Below are 18,068 nucleotides of genomic sequence, written 5' to 3' on the forward strand. Positions count from 1 at the left end.
CAATTCAATATGTCTATGAACGTATTCTTCTTTTTTATTCTCGCTATCATTTCCGATTGCGGGTGCAAAAGTAAAACTTCTTTTTAAACCTGCAAAACTTTTTGAAACTTTTTTTTGAAAAAATTTTCATTCCGTTTTAACCGGTATTTCAAATGAACTTCCCTTATTTTGCGGGTTGCAAAAGTAGAACCTCTTTTTAAATCTCGCAAGCTTTTTTTGAAATTTTTTTTCGATTTATTTCTAAACCGTTTTTCAAAAATCACTGCTCAATATTTTTAAGAACTTCCCTTATTTTGCGGGCTGCAAAGATAGTTGCTTTATTCTTTACAATCCAAATCTTTTTCAACTTTTTTTTCAAAAATCTTTTTGACTCGGTTTGTTTCAAAATGTCAGATGAACTAGTACTTTAATGCGGGTGCAAAAGTAGCACTCTTTTCTCCACTTCCAAACTTTTATGCTTCTTTTTTGCGAAGTTTTTTTAAGGTTTTTTGTAACTTACTGATAACCATTTTGTAACCCTGGGAAGTTTTTTTTCAATTTTTAAAGGACTACGAAGTGAATTGAGGTTTGGGCTGACTTTGTCATACTATATATAGATAAGAAGCGGTTTTAACCATACTATATACAAGTTGAGATTTCTATTTTACTATACTATACATATAAGGAGTAGCTTAAAATCTTTCCAATAAACCAAAAAGCCACTCTCCTAGCCCCGATTGCAGCGGAAATCCCGAAGCAACGCGAAGGAATTGCAGCGGAAAGCGGGAATTGCGCTTCCAAAAATGCCCAGACCTTTCGCTCCTAATCGTTTTTATTGGTTGATGCTGCCGCTTTTTCTTTGGCTAAACGCTCTTCTCTGGATTTTTTGGACTGATTGATTCTTTCTTTCCAGGTTGCTGCGAGTTCTGCCAAATCTATCGGCTTGGCCGGATTTTGCTTTTGAAGGCGGTTGGTGTTAAAGGCTTTTATCAAAATGCTTTCGATATAAAAGTCTTCTAAATCTGTGAAGGGTTCGTATTCGTCCTTCATATTCAGGTCGAATAACTTCGCGGTGTTGTTAGACCAGAATGCTTTCCAGCCGCTTTTTAAATCTTTCACCAATGCATAAGTAGTCTTGCCGGTCTGACGGTTGATTAATTTAATCAGGATCTGACCGTCTTTTCGGGAGAATTTTTTCAACCGATCACCAAATTCGTTCTCTAAATAGTTTTCCGCAATTTTAAAGTATTTCTTTTTTTCGCGCTCGGTTTTCAGTTTCGCCATATTGGCATTAAGGATTACCAGATTATCGGCGGCTAATTTTGCATACGGATACACTTTAAGTACTCTTCGCTCCAGAATACGCATTTTACGCTGCTCTTCTTCGAATGCCTTGTCTTTGGAAATGATTAGTTCATCCATCTCTGATGAGAACACAATAGTGGTATCGTTTTCTGTTTTCACGGAATCTTTAACGACTACCTGTGCCTGAAGAGAAACGGTAAATAAAACAACTATCGGTAAAAAGGCGGTTATTCTCATAGAAGTATTAAGAGTTTAGTCAAATTTATACAAAAAATGCGGTGCAACTATAATACCAAATCATTATTTTAGCGAAAAATAATTTTATGGCTACAAAATCTATATTATCAAAATCGTCTGTTTCATTTCTGGAAAAATACCTAAACAACGCTTCTCCAACAGGTTACGAGGAAAGCGGCCAGAAAATCTGGATGGAATACTTAAAACCCTATGTGGATACTTTTATTACGGATACTTACGGAAGCGCTGTCGGCGTTATCAATCCTGATGCTAAATATAAGGTTGTAATTGAAGGACACGCGGACGAAATCTCCTGGTATGTAAACTATATTACTGATGACGGACTTATTTACGTTATCCGAAACGGCGGAAGCGATCATATGATTGCGCCTTCCAAACGCGTAAACATTCATACGAAAAAAGGAATCGTGAAAGGAGTTTTCGGCTGGCCGGCTATTCACACCAGAGGCAGAAGCGGTAAGGAAGAACCAGCGAAAATCGAAAACATTTTCATCGACTGCGGTTGTTCCAACAAAGAGGAAGTTGAAAAATTAGGCGTTCACGTGGGTTGTGTGATTACCTATCCGGATGAATTCATGATTTTAAACAACGATAAATTCGTGTGCCGCGCCATTGACAACCGCATGGGTGGTTTCATGATTGCCGAAGTGGCGCGTTTATTAAAGGAGAACAAAAAGAAATTGCCGTTTGGTTTGTATATCGTGAATTCCGTTCAGGAAGAAATCGGATTGCGCGGTGCAGAAATGATTACGCAAACCATCAAACCAAATGTGGCCATTGTAACCGATGTTTGCCACGATACCACTACGCCGATGATCGACAAAAAAATCGAAGGCGATTTAAAAATGGGGAAAGGTCCGGTTATCGCGTATGCTCCGGCTGTTCAGAATAAATTGCGCGAATTGATTGTGAATACCGCTGAAGAAAAGAAAATTCCGTTCCAGCGTCATGCTTCCTCGAGAGTTACCGGAACGGATACGGATGCTTTCGCATACAGTAACGGAGGCGTAGCTTCGGCGCTAATTTCATTGCCGTTGCGCTATATGCACACTACTGTGGAAATGGTTCACAGAGACGATGTGGAAAATGTAATCAAACTGATTTACGAGAGTTTGCTCAAAATTGAGAACAACGAGACGTTTTCATATTTCAAGTAACATAAATAATAGCCACGAATTCACGAATTTTCGCTAATTAATTCATGTAATTCGTGGCTTTAAAAATAATAATCATGCCCTCATTTCGCAATCAAATACTTTATTCGCTTTTTGCTGTAACCCTTGTTTTATCGTTAAACAGTTGTGGTTCTTCGGGTTCTAAAATCCGGACGACCAGCGACTCGGAATCGTCTAAAAAAGGCAAACTGTATAAAAGTAAAGGCGTAGCTTCCTATTATCACGACAAGTTTAACGGACGTAAAACTGCCAGTGGCGAACGCTTTGATAATTCAGATTACACGGCAGCGCATCGGGAATTGGCTTTCGGAACCAAGGTTCGCGTTACCAATCTGGCCAACAATAAATCGGTGGTGGTAAAAATTAACGACCGCGGGCCTTTTTCCAAAGGACGTGAAATCGACTTATCGAAAAAAGCCTTCATGGAAATAACCGACAACAAAAATCACGGGGAATTAACCGTAAAAATTGAAATTTTAAACTAACTCATTGTTTGGGGTTAAACTGTGTTAATTATATTTTCAGATCTTACCTTATTACACAAAACAAAAAAACCACACTTGCGTGTGGTTTTTTACTTAATTAAACTTACCCAAACCTTATTTTTGTTTGAATGATTTTAAAACTTCGATTACCTGAGTAGCTTTTCCTGCTTCAGCATGTTTCAGCGCGGTAAAATTGTTGTTGTCTTTGGCGTCAATGTCGGCTCCGTTTTCAAGCAATATTTTTGCTATTTCGGCATTGTTGTATCGGGCTGCAAACATTAGCGGTGTCATGCCGTTTTTTCTTTCGTTTACGTCCATGCCGTATTCGATGAATTTCTTAACGGCAACAACATCTCCTTTACTGATAGCAACACATAACGGCGTCGCATCGTATTTTACAATTTCCACTTTGTTTGAAGTTGTGGTTGCAACATTCGAAGCCAAAGCAACGTTCGCAGTTGCTACTAAAGCTAATCCTAATAAACTGATTGTTTTTTTCATGATGATTGATTGTTATGATTAATGTTTAAAATTTATTTACTATTTAAGGTTTTTACAAGATGTTCCCTTTATTACATTTACCGGAATTTGATTTGGCTGGTACGGCTTCCACAACAGGTCTTTCGGTTATTTTACGATCTTCGTCGATTATTTCTTCAGGGGTTTTAACACTATAACGCGGATAAACCTGAGCTAAAAGAAGCTCGTCCAGACTTTTGTTTTCCTCAACAGTAGTTAGTGCTGCTGAAAAATCTGCTTCCTTTACAATCGCATTCTCGATAATTAAATTATCTTCTGCAATAATTTCCTGCATGCTTTTTTTGTAAGGATTAAACACCACTAAATCCTGATGAAATTGTGAAGTTTTTTCACTTTCGTTTCCTTTGCCCCTTTCTCTGGAATGATCTTCCGTTGTTACAGCCGTTAAATTCTCTTTTGATTGTTGTGTTTGACCGGAAACAAGCTCTTCATTTAAACTTACCTGTTGAAACTCTAATGCTAAAGCAACATTGGTAAATGCCGTTAAAGCGATTCCTAAATAAATGATTGATGATTTACTCGTAGGTAAAATAAAGTTCTTTTTGAACTCGTGAAACTTCGTTTTCATGATGATTGATTTTTTTTGATTTTACCGAAACGTTCCAAATTAATTCGTTCGCTCCGGCTGATGATTGATTTACTGAATAGACGTTTTAAAAATAAAATCGTTACTCCAAAAACTTTATTATAACAAAAATTTAACAACCGTTTACTGATAATCGATATTTTAATGCAGATGGTCGATGTTTTTAACTTTTCTTTTTCCTCTCCACAAAGAACAAAAAAACCACGCAAAGCGTGGTTAGTATAATTTTAAGATTCGATTATCTTATTTATTCAGGAAAGCCAGAACGTTTTTCTCGATACGCTCGTTGATATTGGAGATATCCGCTTTTACGAATTGTTCGCCTAAAATGTTTTCGTATAATTCGATGTATCTTTCGGAAACCGTTGCGATGTATTCATCGGTCATTTCAGGAATCTGCTGCCCTTCTTTGCCTTGGAAACCGTTAGCAATTAACCACTGACGTACAAATTCTTTCGACAATTGTTTCTGTGGCTCGTTTTTATCCTGACGCTCCTGATAGCCTTCCGCATAGAAATAACGGGAAGAATCCGGCGTGTGAATTTCGTCAATCAAAACGATTTTACCGTCTTTGGTTTTTCCGAATTCGTATTTCGTATCAACCAAGATTAAACCACGGGAAGCTGCAATTTCAGTTCCTCTCTGAAATAATGCTCTTGTATAGTTTTCCAAAACGATGTAATCTTCTTCGGAAACGATTCCTTTGGCTAAAATGTCTTCTCTTGAAATATCTTCGTCGTGTTCGCCATTATCGGCTTTTGTAGAGGGCGTGATGATTGGTGTCGGGAATTTGTCGTTCTCTTTTAACCCTTCCGGAAGTGCAACCCCGCACAACATTCTTTTTCCGGCGGCATACTCACGGGCCGCATGACCGGATAAGTACCCGCGAATCACCATTTCCACTTTAAAAGGTGTACACAAATGACCAACGGCTACATTCGGATCGGGAGTTGCAATTAACCAGTTCGGAACGATGTCTTCTGTCAGTTGCATGAATTTGGTAGCAATCTGATTCAGGATTTGTCCTTTGTACGGAATTCCTTTTGGCATCACCACATCAAATGCGGAAAGACGGTCGGTGGCCACCATGACCAAAAGTTCGTCGTTAATGTTATACACTTCTCTTACTTTACCGCGATATACGGATTGCTGACCCGGAAAGTTAAAATTGGTCGTTGTGATTGTGTTCATGGAGTTGTTGTGTTGTTGTTTAAAGGCGCAAATTTAAGTGGTTTACCAATGCCAAACAACAGCTAAACAAAAAAGGAGAAAACTAATTTCCTCCTTTCTTTTACACATCATACCTATTTAAACCTAATATTATACGTAACACCCAAACCAACACTCTGCAATTTAAAATCGTTTTCCGTATTGGAATGCTGGTAATAGCCGTAAATGTTCCAGTCATCGTTATGATAGCCAATTTGCGGGCTCAGATACAAACCTCCGCTGTTATTATCCACATTGGTTAAAAAGCCGTACCCTACATCACCCCCAAAAAACAATCCGCTGGGTGTAAAATAATAACGAACATATCCGGCTAACGGAATCATCCCGAAATCATCAAAATCATCTTTCGCAAAATAATGATTGTATCCTGATGCAATACCGATTGCAAAATTCGGATTAACCATATACTGTGCTCTCACGTCCAACCCTGCATTAAAGGAAGCTACATCGTTGGCATCTCCAACCGGAACTCCGGCAGTCAGTCCTAATTTAAACCATGAATTACCAGGCGTTGGCTTAATTTCAATTTCCTGATCCTGAGCCTTTGCCGTTTGTAACGACAACAACCCTATTCCTAAAATTAAAAATAACTTTTTCATACTGTCTTTTTTAGGTTAACACTACAAAGTACTTACATATTACCCAAAAAGAGATTACAGTATTTTTTTTAATTCTTACAGAATTTCCACACAGTACTTTTAATCGTGATTCTCAATGCTCTTATACGCATCAATAATTTTCTTAACCAAACGGTGACGCACAATATCCTTATCATCCAGATAAATAATACCGATACCGTCCACATCTTTTAAAACCAGTAATGCTTCTTTCAAGCCGGAAATCGTTCTGCGCGGCAAATCCACCTGACCGGGATCTCCGGTGATGATGAACTTGGCGTTTTTCCCCATACGTGTTAAGAACATTTTCATTTGCGAGTGCGTCGTGTTTTGCGCTTCATCCAAAATTACGAAAGCATTGTCGAGCGTACGCCCGCGCATGAACGCCAACGGTGCAATCTGAATAATACCTTTTAAAATGTAATCGTCCAGCGTTTGCGGCGGCAACATATCGCGCAGTGCATCGTATAACGGCTGCATGTACGGATCGAGCTTTTCTTTCATATCACCCGGAAGAAACCCTAAGTTCTCCCCTGCTTCCACAGCCGGACGGGTTAAAATGATTCGCTTTACCTGTTTTTCTTTCAGGGCTTTAACGGCCAATGCTACTCCGGTATAGGTTTTTCCGGTTCCGGCAGGTCCGACAGCGAAAACCATATCGTTTTTCTGAACGTAATCTACCAGTTTCTGTTGGTTGGGAGTCATTGCTTTAATTAGCTTTCCTCCGATTCCGTGCACTAAAATTTTATCGTGGTCAGGCATTCTTTGTTCGTCCTGACTGTTAGTTTGAACAATACGTTCGATCACATTGTCGTCAATGGAATTAAAACGCGTGAAATGGGTCATCAGGCGATTGAAGCGCACTTCAAACTCATCCAAAATTTCCTTTTCTCCGTAGGCTTTCACCAACGTGCCCCGGGCTACAATCTTTAATTTTGGGTATAATTTTTTAATTAGCTCTAAATGAGCATCTTGCGTACCCCAGAAATCTTTAGGGGTAATGTCGGTCAATTCAATGGTTCTTTCGTTCAAAAGCAACAAGGATTTAATTAAAAAATAAGTTAGCTTTGCATTATCTCAAATCTAATGAATTTTAGAAAATCTTTCTGTAATAGTTATAAACAAAATGATGTCAATAATTACGCTAACTACCGATTTTGGCTTGAAAGACCACTTTGTGGGCGCGCTGAAAGGCAAGCTAATTACAGAACATCCTCAGGCACAGATTATTGATATTTCTCACGACATCGATCTGTTTAATATTTCCCAGGCGAGTTACATCATAAACGCTGCTTACAACAGCTTTCCGAAAGGCACAGTGCACCTGATTGGCGTGGATTCTGAGCGCACATTGGAGAACAAACACATCGCAATGCAGTGGAACGACCACTATTTCATTTGTGCCGATAACGGAATTTTAAGCATCCTTACCCAGAAAATCGTTCCGCAGCAAATTGTGGAAATCAACATTCACGACCGTTTGCCGGAAGGTTCATCAGACATGGACGTATTTGTAAAAGTGGCTTGTCATCTGGCTAAAGGAGGCACCTTAAGCGTCATCGGAAAGGAAATTTCACAGATTAAAGAGATGAGCGAGCTTCAGGCAACTGCAGCGTCAGACTTCAATTCGATTAAAGGTTATGTAGTGTACATCGATCATTTCGGGAATTGCGTGACCAATATTTCCAAAAAATTTATTGCCGAAATCGGAAAAGGACGTCCTTTCGAAGTGCGTTTCGGAACCAAAAACATAAAAAACATTCACCGAAGTTATTCCGATTTTAAAATATCCGAAAAATTCACGCTGAAAGATTACGAAGGCGAACGGCTGGCACTTTTCAACGAAGCGGATTTTCTGGAAATTGCGATTTACAAAAGCAATCCGTCCACGGTTGGCTCGGCAACATCTTTGTTGGGACTGAAATTCAGGGATACTGTTACCATTCAATTCAAATAACCGAATAACCAAATCAACAAATAACAAAAAAATAGTATGTTTGTACGCATTGTAAAACTGAGTTTTCACAAGGAAAATATACCGGCTTTTCTGGAAAATTTCGAACAGATGAAAGAGAAAATACGAAATGCGCCCGGAAACCGTTTCTTAGAATTGTATCAGGACAGGAACAATCCGTGTATCTTTTTCACGTACAGTTATTGGGAAACGGAGCAGGATTTGGAAAATTACCGCAATTCGGAATTGTTTTACGACGTTTGGACGTTTACCAAAAAGCTGTTCAACGACAAACCGGAAGCCTGGAGTGTGGATAAACTGGTAACTTTAGAGTAATCAGTCACAGTTTACAGATAAAAAAATAAGTTTAAAAAGGTAATCAAATAACCAAATTACCGAATAAACAAATAAACACAAAGAATGAAAGCATTATTATTAAGAGAAATCAAATCGTTTTTCGGTTCGCCGATCGGGTATTTGGTTATCGCTATTTTTCTTTTGCTCAACGGATTGTTCCTTTGGGTTTTTGAAGGAGAATTCAATATTTTAAAAAGCGGTTTTGCCGATTTAAGCCCGTTTTTCACCTTAGCGCCCTGGATTTTAATTTTCCTGATTCCTGCCGTAACCATGCGCAGTTTTTCGGATGAAAAAAAACAGGGAACCATCGAACTGATGTTAACCAAACCGTTAAGTACCTGGGAAATCGTAAACGGCAAGTTTTTAGGGGCACTCTTATTAATTGTAATTGCCATCATTCCAACATTAATCTATGTTTTCGTCATTTCCGATTTAGGCAATCCTGCCGGAAATCTGGATATGGGAAGCACGATGGGTTCGTATTTCGGACTTTTGTTTCTGATTGCCGCTTATTCCGCGATTGGAATTTTCACTTCCACCCTTTCCGACAACCAGATTGTAGCCTTTATTATCGCTGTATTTTTATGCTTTGTTTTCTACTACGGATTTGAGGGCATGGCAGGTTTTATGGGCAGTTTCGGCGATTTGTTCTCCAGTTTTGGTTTTGAATATCACTTTAAAAGCATGAGCCGCGGCGTTTTGGACACCCGTGACATTTTATATTTCGTTAGCGTTACCCTTGCTTTTCTGGCAGGAACGGTTTATCAACTTAAATCTTTGAAATGGTAATATGACACCGACATGCTTTAAATAATCATTTTATTTTCCTTAAAATGATTATTTAAACATCAAAGGTTGCATCTGTCCAATTAAGACAATAAAAAAATCAGATGAAAGACGCTAAAAAACACGCATTAAAACAGTTAGGTATTTTAATCGTCGGATTAATTGCCCTGAACATTTTCGGAAATTACTTTTTCAAGCGTTTCGATTTAACGGCAGACAAACGCTATACCTTATCCGAAACCTCGTTAAACCTTATCAAACAGGTTGACAGTCCGTTGTACATCGATGTGTATCTGGAGGGACAATTTCCCGGAGAATTCAAACGATTGCAAAGCGAAACCCGTCAGACGTTGGAGGAATTTAAAGCCTACAATTCCAACATCATCTTCCAGTTTGTGAATCCTCTTGAAAAGGAAGAAGAGCGTGAAGCCAACATGAAAATGCTGTACCAAAGAGGTTTAACTCCTATCAGCATTACCGTTGACGATAAAGGAAAACAGTCGCAGGAAGTGGTTTTCCCATGGGCGGTGGCTACTTACAACGGTAAAGTAACGAAAGTGCAGTTGCTGAAAAACATGATGGGTGCTACTACGGAAGAAAAAGTAGTGAGCTCTGTCCAGCATTTGGAATACGCTTTTGCAGACGCTTTCAATAAAATAACCAAAGAAAAAGAGAAGAAAATCGCGGTAATCAAAGGAATTGGCGAATTACACGATTTACAGATTGCCGATTTCCTGAAATCCGTACGCGAAAGCTACTACATCGGTCCTTTCACCATGGATTCTGTGGCCAAAAGCCCGCAACGTTCATTGGAAGCGCTTAAAAAATACGATTTGGCTATCATCGCAAAACCTTCCAAACGTTTTACCGAAGAAGAAAAAGAAGTACTGGATCAGTTCATCATCAACGGCGGAAAAACCCTTTGGCTGGTGGATAACGTTCAGGCGGAAATGGACAGTCTGTACAACGAAACCGGAACCATTTTAGCCTATCCGAAGGACCTGAACCTTACTGATATGTTCTTCAAATACGGTGTTCGCATCAATCCGCTGTTAGTAAAAGACGAACAGGCTACCCCAATCAAATTAGCCACCGGCGAACCGGGAAGCCAGACGCAATACGAACAGTATTTCTGGAAATATGCGCCGTTTGTGTATCCGCAGTCGCAACATCCGATTGTTAAGAATATTGAAGGCGTGAAATTTGAATTCGCCAACCCGATTGAACTGCTGAAAAACGACATCAAAAAGACCGTTTTGATGGAATCTTCCCAATATTCCAAGGCCATCGGAACACCTACACAGGTAAGTCTGGAAATGGTTACCGAGGAAACCAGTCCGAAGGATTATCCGGGCGGCGGGCGTCTTCCTCTTTCGGTCTTGCTGGAAGGAAAATTTCATTCCATGTTTGAAAACCGTGTGCTGCCGTTTAAAGATGCTTCTTACCAAACGGTCGGAAAAGAAAACAAAATGATTCTGATTTCCGACGGCGATGTAGTTAAAAACCAACTCGATCAGGCCTATCAGCCTTTAGAATTAGGGTATGACAAATGGACCAACAGCCTTTTCGGAAACAAAGAATTCCTGCTTAACTGCGTAAATTATCTTTTAGACGACAACGGACTTATTAACATCCGCAGCAAAGATGTCGATTTACCGTTACTGGACAAAGAGAAAGTGTATGAGAATTACACCTTTACACAAGTCCTAACTGTCGGATTACCAATAGTTGTGCTGGCAATTTTCGGATTCCTTTTTACCTTCCTGAGAAAGCGTAAATATGCCCGGTAGTTGTTAATAAAATTGTTTTTGCCGTTAATTAGATTAGAATATATTTGTGAATTGTAAAATATAAATGCAATTTTACACACCTTAAAAAGAAAGACGATGAAGTTTATAGTATCCAGTTCGTATTTGTTAAAGCAATTGCAAGTATTAGGTAGCGTGATTAACAGCAGTAACACCCTGCCTATTTTGGATAATTTCTTGTTTGAATTAGACAACAACCAGTTAAAAGTTTCCGCTTCCGATTTAGAAACCACCATGTCTTCTACTTTGGAAATCGATTCTACAAGTCAGGGAAGTGTGGCAGTTCCGGCAAAATTATTGTTGGAAATCCTTAAAACTTTTCCGGAGCAACCTTTAACATTCACGGTTGAAGACAATAATACGATTGAAATCAGTTCCAACTCGGGTAAATATGCCTTGGCGTATGCTCCGGGTGAAGAATTCCCTAAAGCGGTGGTTTTAGACGAACCTTCTTCTACTCTGGTTCCTGCCGAAGTATTGGCAACGGCAATCAGCAAAACTATCTTTGCGGCCGGAAACGACGATTTACGTCCGGTAATGTCCGGAGTATTCTTCCAATTTTCAACAGAAGGTCTGATTTTCGTGGCAACAGATGCTCACAAATTGGTAAAATATGCAAGAACCGATGTAAAAGCATCTCAGGCTGCCGATTTCATCATGCCGAAGAAACCGTTAAACATCTTAAAAGGAATTTTAGCCACTTCAGACGCGGAAGTTAAAATCGAATACAACGATTCAAATGCGACTTTCACTTTCGACAATTACACCTTAACCTGTCGTTTGATTGACGGTAAATATCCTAACTACGAAGCGGTAATCCCGAAAGAAAACCCGAATAAATTGTTGATGGACAGAAGCCAGTTTTTAAGTTCTGTACGTCGTGTGGCCATCTTCGCGAACAAAACCACACACCAAATCCGTTTGAAAATTGCCGGTGCGGAGTTGAACATTTCTGCCGAAGACATCGACTATTCAAACAAAGCGGAAGAGCGTTTAACCTGTGATTATCAAGGTGATGACATGCAAATCGGATTCAACTCAAGATTCTTAACAGAGATGTTAACGAATTTACAGTCCGACGAAATCCAGCTGGAAATGTCCTTACCAAACAGAGCCGGAATCCTTACCCCGGTTGACGGATTAGACGAAGGCGAAACCGTTACCATGCTGGTAATGCCGGTAATGCTGAATAATTAATTTAGAATTCAGAATTTAGAGTTTTGCTTTTCTGAATTCTAACTTCTAAATTCTAAATTCAAAAACGCTATAACCAACCCTTTATACCAAAAAACCGCAAGACCTTTATTGGAATTGCGGTTTTTTATTTTTTCAGATTCTTACGCATCAGGTATTTCGGGTTCGACCAGTCTGATTAGCTTATCCAGCGAATCCTGCCAGCCTAAGTAGCACATTTCTGCCGGAATCGCAGCCGGAATGCCTTCTTGAACAATTTTCAATTCGGTTCCTACGGAAAGCTTTCGCAACCAGACTGTTGTTACCATTTCTCCCGGAAGGTTCGGGTCGTCAAACCTGTCGGAAAACTTCAAAAATTCATTGGGTTTTAATTCCAGATACTTGCCGCCAAAGGAATGACTGTTACCCGTAGAAAAGTTTGTAAAGGACATTTTATAGGTTCCGCCTTCTTTTACTTCCATTTGATGCACCGTGCAGACAAAACCGTATGGCGGAAACCAAGCAGCTAGTGCATCGGGCGTTGTAAAAGCACGATATACCTTCTCCGGTGGTGCTTTAAGAACTCTGTGAAAAGAAACACTGTTATCTGCCATAGGATAATTGATTTAAATTAATAATTAAGTGTATTCCGCTTATTGCTTCGTTTAATCTTCATGAAAAGCCATTATCGGCTTCTCGCTGTGGTACGACAGTTTTTGAGTTAAACTATGCGTGAACAGTTCCTCAAAGAAATTGCGCTTGTGGGTTACCATAGCCAATACATCAATCTCCTGACCTTCCACAAAATCTATAATGGTTTCTTTCACATTGTCATGCGGAATCATAAAGAACGTTACCGGTTCGTTTTTAAACTCAGACTTCCAGTATTCCATCCCTTCTTCGCTTACATCGAAACCGTGCGTTTTTACAGTAAGGCATTTAACTTCCGCATGAAACTTTTTGGCAATGGCAATTACTTTGTGCAATGCCATCCGGTCTGCGTCATCAAACTTTGTGGTAAAACCGAAATATTTTATGCGCTCAAATTTTGCTTTGTTCGGCACACTTAAAACCGTTACCGGAATATTCACAATGGCATTTCCGGTGTTGGAACCTAAGAACATTTCCTGAAAGCCGGAAGCGCCGTTGGTTCCCATAACAATCATATCGATATGCTCTTCGGCACACATTTCTTTCATGATGCGAACCAAATCACCGTGGCGGAGAACATGGCTCATTTTTACATCATCCAACTGATGCTTTTCGGCTATTTTGCGCAAGTGCGGAATCTGGTCTTTGAAATTCTCGAAATTATTCAGCTCGATGGAATCGTATATTTCCACTAAAGTTACCGGAACTTCACCAAAGGAAACCGTAGGTAAATCATAGACATGAAGAACAATAACTTCTGCATCAATGGATTTGGCCATCTCTAATGCATACACAAAAGCATTATTCGCAGTTTCCGAGAAATCGGTAGGAAAGAGTATCTTTTTCATGGCTATTATTTTTAAAATTCTTACATAAAGTTACTAAATGTAACGCAGATTAAAAGTGATAATTGTCAGTTTTACAATTATTTAACCGAAAATGTGAGAAGGGAGATGGGAAAAGAGAGAAATGTAGCTGAAATAAACAGGCTTCGAATGCTAAACCGCAAATAGTAAAAACTTTGTAACTTTGCGGCTCAGTAATTCAGCAGTTTAAAAATGATTTCAAACGATACTATTGTTGCCTTAGCCACGCCATCGGGAGCGGGTGCCATTGCGGTGATCCGTATATCGGGGAAAGAGGCGATTACGATTGCTTCTTCTGTCTTTCAGTCGGTTTCCGGTAAGGACATTACGAAACAGCGTACCCATACCTTGCATCTGGGGCATATTGTGGACGATAACAAAGTATTGGATCAGGTGTTGCTGTCGCTTTTTAAAGGCACGAATTCGTATACCGGTGAAAATACGGTGGAGATTTCCTGCCACGGTTCGACGTACATTCAGCAGCAGATTATTCAGTTGTTACTTCGTAAGGGATGCCGAATGGCTCAGGCAGGAGAATTTACCCTTCGCTCCTTTTTAAACGGGAAAATGGACTTATCGCAGGCAGAGGCCGTAGCCGATTTGATTGCGTCGGATAACGAAGCCAGTCATCAGATTGCCATGCAGCAAATGCGTGGTGGATTCAGCAATGAGATTGCCAAACTGCGGGAAGAGCTGCTCAATTTTGCTTCCTTAATCGAACTGGAACTGGATTTTGCGGAAGAAGACGTGGAATTTGCTGACCGAACCGCATTTCACGAATTAGTAAACCGTATCGAGTTTGTGCTGAAACGTTTAATCGATTCTTTTGCCGTTGGAAATGTCATCAAAAACGGAATTCCGGTAGCGATTGTTGGTGAGCCGAATGTTGGGAAATCCACATTACTGAATGCATTGCTGAATGAGGAACGCGCCATTGTGTCCGACATTGCCGGAACGACACGCGACACCATTGAGGACGAACTGGTTATTGACGGCATAGGTTTCCGATTCATCGACACAGCCGGTATTCGCGATACGCAGGATGTGGTGGAAAGCATCGGTATCAAGAAAACTTTTGAAAAGATGGAGCAGGCACAAGTTGTGGTGTACCTTTTCGACAGCTCGGAATACAAAGCACTGGGCTCGCAACTGCAAACCGAAATCCAGAAGATTAAAAACCAGTTCCCGTTAAAACCTTTGGTTATCATCGGAAACAAAGCGGATAAACTGACTGATACGGAAGTTGCCGAACTGAAAACCCTCATTCCCGAAATCCTTTTAATAAGCGCGAAAGAAAAACTCGGCGTGGACGAACTGAAGAAAGAACTACTTTCTTTTGTCAATACCGGAGCGCTGCGCAACAACGAAACGATTGTAACCAATACCCGTCATTACGATTCGCTGCTTAAAGCTTTAGAAGAAATCCAAAAGGTAAAATGGGGCTTGCAGAATAACTTATCGTCCGATTTAATGGCGATTGACATCCGTCAGGCTTTGTATTATTTCGGGGAAATTACCGGACAGGTTACCAATGATGAGCTGTTGGGGAATATTTTTGCTAATTTCTGTATCGGGAAATAGCAGGCGCAAAACACCGCAAAACAACACAAACAAAACCAGTTAAATTGTTATAAAACAGCAATTTAACTGGTTTTTCATTTTTAACCACTTTATCTTTATTTGGTGATGTTGGGTTAAAGTTTGTACCCTATTTGTACCTCGTTCGGAAAATGATCTCCAGGAATCAATTTTGGACGAAATAATGGCACACAGAAACACACTTAGACACAGCAAGGCACAAAATTTTGGGAGAATGAAAATTAACTGACCTTGTTGCATTAAGGTCTTGAATCCGCCGCCGAAAATTTACAAAAAAAAAGCAATTATGGCTGAGTTGGATATCGGTCGAGATACTCGCCACCTGCGCTTTCCTGTATGTAACAGCCTCAACTATAGTCAGCCTAATGCTCATTTTTTTCTACAGATCATCAAAAATATGAAGTCATATATCACCTAATGGTGACTTTTCATATATTTGTAAGCAAACATTGCCATGAAACAACTACTGTCACTCCTGCTGGTATTTATATCCGCTAAAAGCATAGCCCAGAATAGTATAACGTTCAGGATAAACTATTCCGACCTTTATGCGACATACGACTTCCTGATGAAGATTTCGGACAGCTACCCCGATAACGAACTGAAAACGATATTCAGGGCATCACCGTATAATACAGCCGAATATACAGACCGGGTTACTGCGTATGAGCGGCTCGTTATGGATTATAACTACTCATTTGGTCAATACCCTGCCCCGCTGAAATTAAACATGATGTCCCGCGACCTGCTCGAGCGCAACCTTGTCCTGAGTGAAAATGTGGATGCCTTCGTAAGCAGGTCGCTTGGCATCATCCCCCAGGAAGACCTTACGGCCATGGCATCCCTACTGGAGCGTTTCCTGCCCGTGTACAGAAACCTTGTTAGTGAGCCTTACAAAACGGCTTATGAAGAGCAGAAGCAAAATCTTTTGAAGTATCTAAACGACGACAGTTTTTCCCGCTACTTCCAAACTGGATTGGACTTTTATGGGACAGCCTGGGACAGCAGCATCCCGATAGAACTTAACCTACTCCTGTCGCTCGACAAGGGCAACCTGGGTGCCAGGGCCTTTGGCAACGTTGCGGTGTGTGAAGCATCGGCCGGCCTGCAAGACCATGTGTCATTCTTTAGCGTTGCCATCCATGAGATCTACCACATTATCTATGATAACCAGTCCCTGCAAACAAAGCACGATATACAGCATTGGTTTAATACTACCAAATCGCCCAACAGCCAGTATGCCCTGCTCCTGCTGAATGAAGTACTGGCTACCGCGCTTGGCAACGGCTATGTTATCGAACAGCTAAACGGCAAAACCGATGCACACGAATGGTACGGGAACAGGTACATCTCACAAATGGCCAAAGCCATATACCCGGTAGTTAAAGATTATATAAAGGACAAAAAGCCAATGGATGAAGCTTTCGTTCAGGTCTATGTAAAAATGTACGACACGCAGTTCCCGCAGTGGGCAAACGAATTGAACCACCTGTTCACTTACCGCTACATTGTTGCCGATACGACTGAAGACTGGCTGTACCTGCGCAAAACGTACAGGTACCATTCCTATAGCCGATTTGGCGCCCCGATTTCTCCGGCGGAAATCGAAAAAGTAAAGGCCACGCCCATCACTAAACTATTCATTATTTTCCAAAACCACCACGCGGCCATCAGCCTGCTAAAGGACGGCTTTACAGAATTGAAAGATAAAAAGATGAATGCCAATAAAGAGTTTATAAATATTTTCAGGCTTAAGGACAATACCCGGTTATTTATTATAAACCGCCACCAGTCGACCGTAGAACAGCTGATGGACAGCCATTTTCCAAAACAGATTATAGAATAACCATACACCAACCTATTAACACTCTATATGAAATCGAATTTACATCCCTGGGCTACGAAATTATTTACAACACCTACGAACTTTCATCTCTACATTCAATACCAGCCTCAACTCCTATCTTTATCAAAATTTTACAATTATAGCAAGAATAATAAAGCTTAAAAAGCAAAACCAATTAACCAATTATTAATAACAATTATGAAGAACCTATTAGTAATACTTGCCCTACTTGGCGGTACAGCATTATTACAGGCACAAACCATAGAAAACAGCAGCCGCAGCACAGCAGGCTACATTAAGAGCGATGGCACAATAGAGAACAGCAGCCACTCCACAGTAGGGTATATTAAGAGCGACGGCACCATTGAAGATAAAAGCCACAGCACGATAGGCTATATTAAAAGCGATGGCACCATTGAGAACAGGGGTCATTCCACTGTAGGCTATGTAAAAAGTGACGGCACGGTAGAGAACAGCAGCCACAGCACTATAGGTTATATAAAAAGTGACGGCACCGTAGAAAACTCAAGCCACAGTACTATTGGCCGTGCCGTAGGGGTAAAAAAAGAATGGACAGCCGTAGCATTCTTCTTCTTTAAGCTTTATGAATGAAGTGCAAAATTGTTATCTGTTGAACGTATCAAGGAGCCTGTGGATGATGTCTGGAGCATGGAACAATACAATAAAAAAATTTAACCAAAAACAATGGAAATAATCAACAAGGTGTTGGATTTCATGGCCTATTTCAAATCTAAACTTGGCTTCTACACCGTTACCGAAAACCTCGAAACCAAACTGAATTTCACCGATAAAAAGTTCAATTTCACCGCCGATTATACCAAGGAAGATTTTA

General features: G+C 40.2%; 18 protein-coding genes. 10 read left to right on the plus strand and 8 right to left on the minus strand.

The features are described from left to right. Positions 1 to 801: 801 nt before the first annotated feature. A complete protein-coding gene (locus tag G498_RS15215; protein ID WP_051269922.1) occupies positions 802 to 1,521 on the minus strand; it encodes a DUF4294 domain-containing protein in 720 nt (239 codons plus the stop codon). A gap of 86 nt (positions 1,522 to 1,607) precedes the next feature. On the opposite strand from G498_RS15215, the gene G498_RS0113935 reads away from it, so the two are divergent. Next, a complete protein-coding gene (locus G498_RS0113935) occupies positions 1,608 to 2,699 on the plus strand; it encodes a M42 family metallopeptidase (RefSeq protein WP_026981718.1) in 1,092 nt (363 codons plus the stop codon). A gap of 74 nt (positions 2,700 to 2,773) precedes the next feature. Continuing rightward, a complete protein-coding gene (locus tag G498_RS0113940; RefSeq protein ID WP_051269933.1) occupies positions 2,774 to 3,202 on the plus strand; it encodes a septal ring lytic transglycosylase RlpA family protein in 429 nt (142 codons plus the stop codon). A 114-nt stretch (positions 3,203 to 3,316) separates the two neighbouring features. On the opposite strand, the gene G498_RS0113945 is transcribed toward G498_RS0113940, so the two are convergent. From G498_RS0113945 to G498_RS0113965, 5 genes are all read right to left on the minus strand, one after another. Beyond that, positions 3,317 to 3,703, minus strand: coding sequence for an ankyrin repeat domain-containing protein (locus G498_RS0113945; RefSeq protein ID WP_026981720.1), 387 nt, complete (start codon positions 3,701 to 3,703; stop codon positions 3,317 to 3,319). A 52-nt stretch (positions 3,704 to 3,755) separates the two neighbouring features. Further along, positions 3,756 to 4,310: a hypothetical protein gene (locus tag G498_RS0113950; protein ID WP_026981721.1), complete on the minus strand. Its 555-nt coding sequence runs from the start codon at positions 4,308 to 4,310 to the stop codon at positions 3,756 to 3,758. A gap of 261 nt (positions 4,311 to 4,571) precedes the next feature. Next, positions 4,572 to 5,519, minus strand: coding sequence for a phosphoribosylaminoimidazolesuccinocarboxamide synthase (locus tag G498_RS0113955; protein ID WP_026981722.1), 948 nt, complete (start codon positions 5,517 to 5,519; stop codon positions 4,572 to 4,574). Positions 5,520 to 5,632: 113 nt separating this feature from the next. Beyond that, positions 5,633 to 6,157 carry a porin family protein gene (locus G498_RS0113960; protein ID WP_026981723.1) on the minus strand — a complete coding sequence of 175 codons (525 nt, stop codon included), beginning with the start codon at positions 6,155 to 6,157 and terminating at the stop codon, positions 5,633 to 5,635. 99 nt (positions 6,158 to 6,256) lie between these two features. Continuing rightward, positions 6,257 to 7,207 (minus strand): PhoH family protein, encoded by a 951-nt coding sequence (locus tag G498_RS0113965; RefSeq protein ID WP_026981724.1) that lies wholly within the window; start codon positions 7,205 to 7,207, stop codon positions 6,257 to 6,259. Between the two features lie 97 nt (positions 7,208 to 7,304). Here G498_RS0113965 and G498_RS0113970 point away from each other — a divergent pair, with 97 nt between their 5' ends. From G498_RS0113970 to dnaN, 5 genes are all read left to right on the plus strand, one after another. Then, entirely contained in the window at positions 7,305 to 8,132 is an 828-nt protein-coding gene (locus tag G498_RS0113970) for an SAM hydrolase/SAM-dependent halogenase family protein (RefSeq protein WP_026981725.1), read from the plus strand. Positions 8,133 to 8,168: 36 nt separating this feature from the next. Continuing rightward, positions 8,169 to 8,465 (plus strand): putative quinol monooxygenase, encoded by a 297-nt coding sequence (locus G498_RS0113975; protein WP_026981726.1) that lies wholly within the window; start codon positions 8,169 to 8,171, stop codon positions 8,463 to 8,465. Positions 8,466 to 8,549: 84 nt separating this feature from the next. Beyond that, positions 8,550 to 9,275: a gliding motility-associated ABC transporter permease subunit GldF gene (gene gldF / locus G498_RS0113980; protein WP_026981727.1), complete on the plus strand. Its 726-nt coding sequence runs from the start codon at positions 8,550 to 8,552 to the stop codon at positions 9,273 to 9,275. Positions 9,276 to 9,376: 101 nt separating this feature from the next. Further along, entirely contained in the window at positions 9,377 to 11,062 is a 1,686-nt protein-coding gene (gene gldG / locus G498_RS0113985; protein ID WP_026981728.1) for a gliding motility-associated ABC transporter substrate-binding protein GldG, read from the plus strand. A gap of 96 nt (positions 11,063 to 11,158) precedes the next feature. Continuing rightward, positions 11,159 to 12,277, plus strand: a complete 1,119-nt coding sequence (gene dnaN, locus G498_RS0113990; protein ID WP_026981729.1) for a DNA polymerase III subunit beta — start codon at positions 11,159 to 11,161, stop codon at positions 12,275 to 12,277. Positions 12,278 to 12,417: 140 nt separating this feature from the next. Here the strand turns inward: dnaN and G498_RS0113995 are convergent, their stop codons facing one another. Further along, the gene (locus tag G498_RS0113995) at positions 12,418 to 12,867 is read right to left on the minus strand and encodes an SRPBCC family protein (protein WP_026981730.1); all 450 of its coding nucleotides are present in this window, start codon (positions 12,865 to 12,867) and stop codon (positions 12,418 to 12,420) included. Between the two features lie 51 nt (positions 12,868 to 12,918). Further along, entirely contained in the window at positions 12,919 to 13,752 is an 834-nt protein-coding gene (locus G498_RS0114000) for a universal stress protein (protein WP_026981731.1), read from the minus strand. Between the two features lie 210 nt (positions 13,753 to 13,962). On the opposite strand from G498_RS0114000, the gene mnmE reads away from it, so the two are divergent. From mnmE to G498_RS0114015, 3 genes are all read left to right on the plus strand, one after another. Further along, the gene (gene mnmE / locus G498_RS0114005) at positions 13,963 to 15,351 is read left to right on the plus strand and encodes a tRNA uridine-5-carboxymethylaminomethyl(34) synthesis GTPase MnmE (protein ID WP_026981732.1); all 1,389 of its coding nucleotides are present in this window, start codon (positions 13,963 to 13,965) and stop codon (positions 15,349 to 15,351) included. 472 nt (positions 15,352 to 15,823) lie between these two features. After that, complete coding sequence (locus G498_RS0114010) at positions 15,824 to 17,215, plus strand: hypothetical protein (RefSeq protein WP_026981733.1); 1,392 nt, start codon at positions 15,824 to 15,826, stop codon at positions 17,213 to 17,215. Positions 17,216 to 17,413: 198 nt separating this feature from the next. Further along, entirely contained in the window at positions 17,414 to 17,827 is a 414-nt protein-coding gene (locus G498_RS0114015) for a 5-fold beta-flower protein (RefSeq protein ID WP_026981734.1), read from the plus strand. Positions 17,828 to 18,068: the final 241 nt, after the last annotated feature.

It is taken from the genome of Flavobacterium suncheonense GH29-5 = DSM 17707 (assembly GCF_000430025.1).
Taxonomy (GTDB): Bacteria; Bacteroidota; Bacteroidia; order Flavobacteriales; family Flavobacteriaceae; genus Flavobacterium; species Flavobacterium suncheonense.

Excerpts from the sequence above, each read along its gene's own strand:
- G498_RS0113935 (WP_026981718.1), top strand. The coding sequence starts at position 1,608 with ATGGCTACAAAATCTATATTATCAAAATCGTCTGTTTCATTTCTGGAA.
- G498_RS0113950 (WP_026981721.1), bottom strand. The coding sequence starts at position 4,310 with ATGAAAACGAAGTTTCACGAGTTCAAAAAGAACTTTATTTTACCTACG.
- G498_RS0114010 (WP_026981733.1), top strand. The coding sequence starts at position 15,824 with ATGAAACAACTACTGTCACTCCTGCTGGTATTTATATCCGCTAAAAGC.
- G498_RS0114015 (WP_026981734.1), top strand. The coding sequence starts at position 17,414 with ATGAAGAACCTATTAGTAATACTTGCCCTACTTGGCGGTACAGCATTA.
- G498_RS0113970 (WP_026981725.1), top strand. The coding sequence starts at position 7,305 with ATGTCAATAATTACGCTAACTACCGATTTTGGCTTGAAAGACCACTTT.
- mnmE (WP_026981732.1), top strand. The coding sequence starts at position 13,963 with ATGATTTCAAACGATACTATTGTTGCCTTAGCCACGCCATCGGGAGCG.
- G498_RS15215 (WP_051269922.1), bottom strand. The coding sequence starts at position 1,521 with ATGAGAATAACCGCCTTTTTACCGATAGTTGTTTTATTTACCGTTTCT.
- G498_RS0113960 (WP_026981723.1), bottom strand. The coding sequence starts at position 6,157 with ATGAAAAAGTTATTTTTAATTTTAGGAATAGGGTTGTTGTCGTTACAA.
- dnaN (WP_026981729.1), top strand. The coding sequence starts at position 11,159 with ATGAAGTTTATAGTATCCAGTTCGTATTTGTTAAAGCAATTGCAAGTA.
- G498_RS0113995 (WP_026981730.1), bottom strand. The coding sequence starts at position 12,867 with ATGGCAGATAACAGTGTTTCTTTTCACAGAGTTCTTAAAGCACCACCG.
- G498_RS0113945 (WP_026981720.1), bottom strand. The coding sequence starts at position 3,703 with ATGAAAAAAACAATCAGTTTATTAGGATTAGCTTTAGTAGCAACTGCG.
- G498_RS0114000 (WP_026981731.1), bottom strand. The coding sequence starts at position 13,752 with ATGAAAAAGATACTCTTTCCTACCGATTTCTCGGAAACTGCGAATAAT.
- G498_RS0113955 (WP_026981722.1), bottom strand. The coding sequence starts at position 5,519 with ATGAACACAATCACAACGACCAATTTTAACTTTCCGGGTCAGCAATCC.
- G498_RS0113975 (WP_026981726.1), top strand. The coding sequence starts at position 8,169 with ATGTTTGTACGCATTGTAAAACTGAGTTTTCACAAGGAAAATATACCG.
- G498_RS0113940 (WP_051269933.1), top strand. The coding sequence starts at position 2,774 with ATGCCCTCATTTCGCAATCAAATACTTTATTCGCTTTTTGCTGTAACC.
- gldF (WP_026981727.1), top strand. The coding sequence starts at position 8,550 with ATGAAAGCATTATTATTAAGAGAAATCAAATCGTTTTTCGGTTCGCCG.
- gldG (WP_026981728.1), top strand. The coding sequence starts at position 9,377 with ATGAAAGACGCTAAAAAACACGCATTAAAACAGTTAGGTATTTTAATC.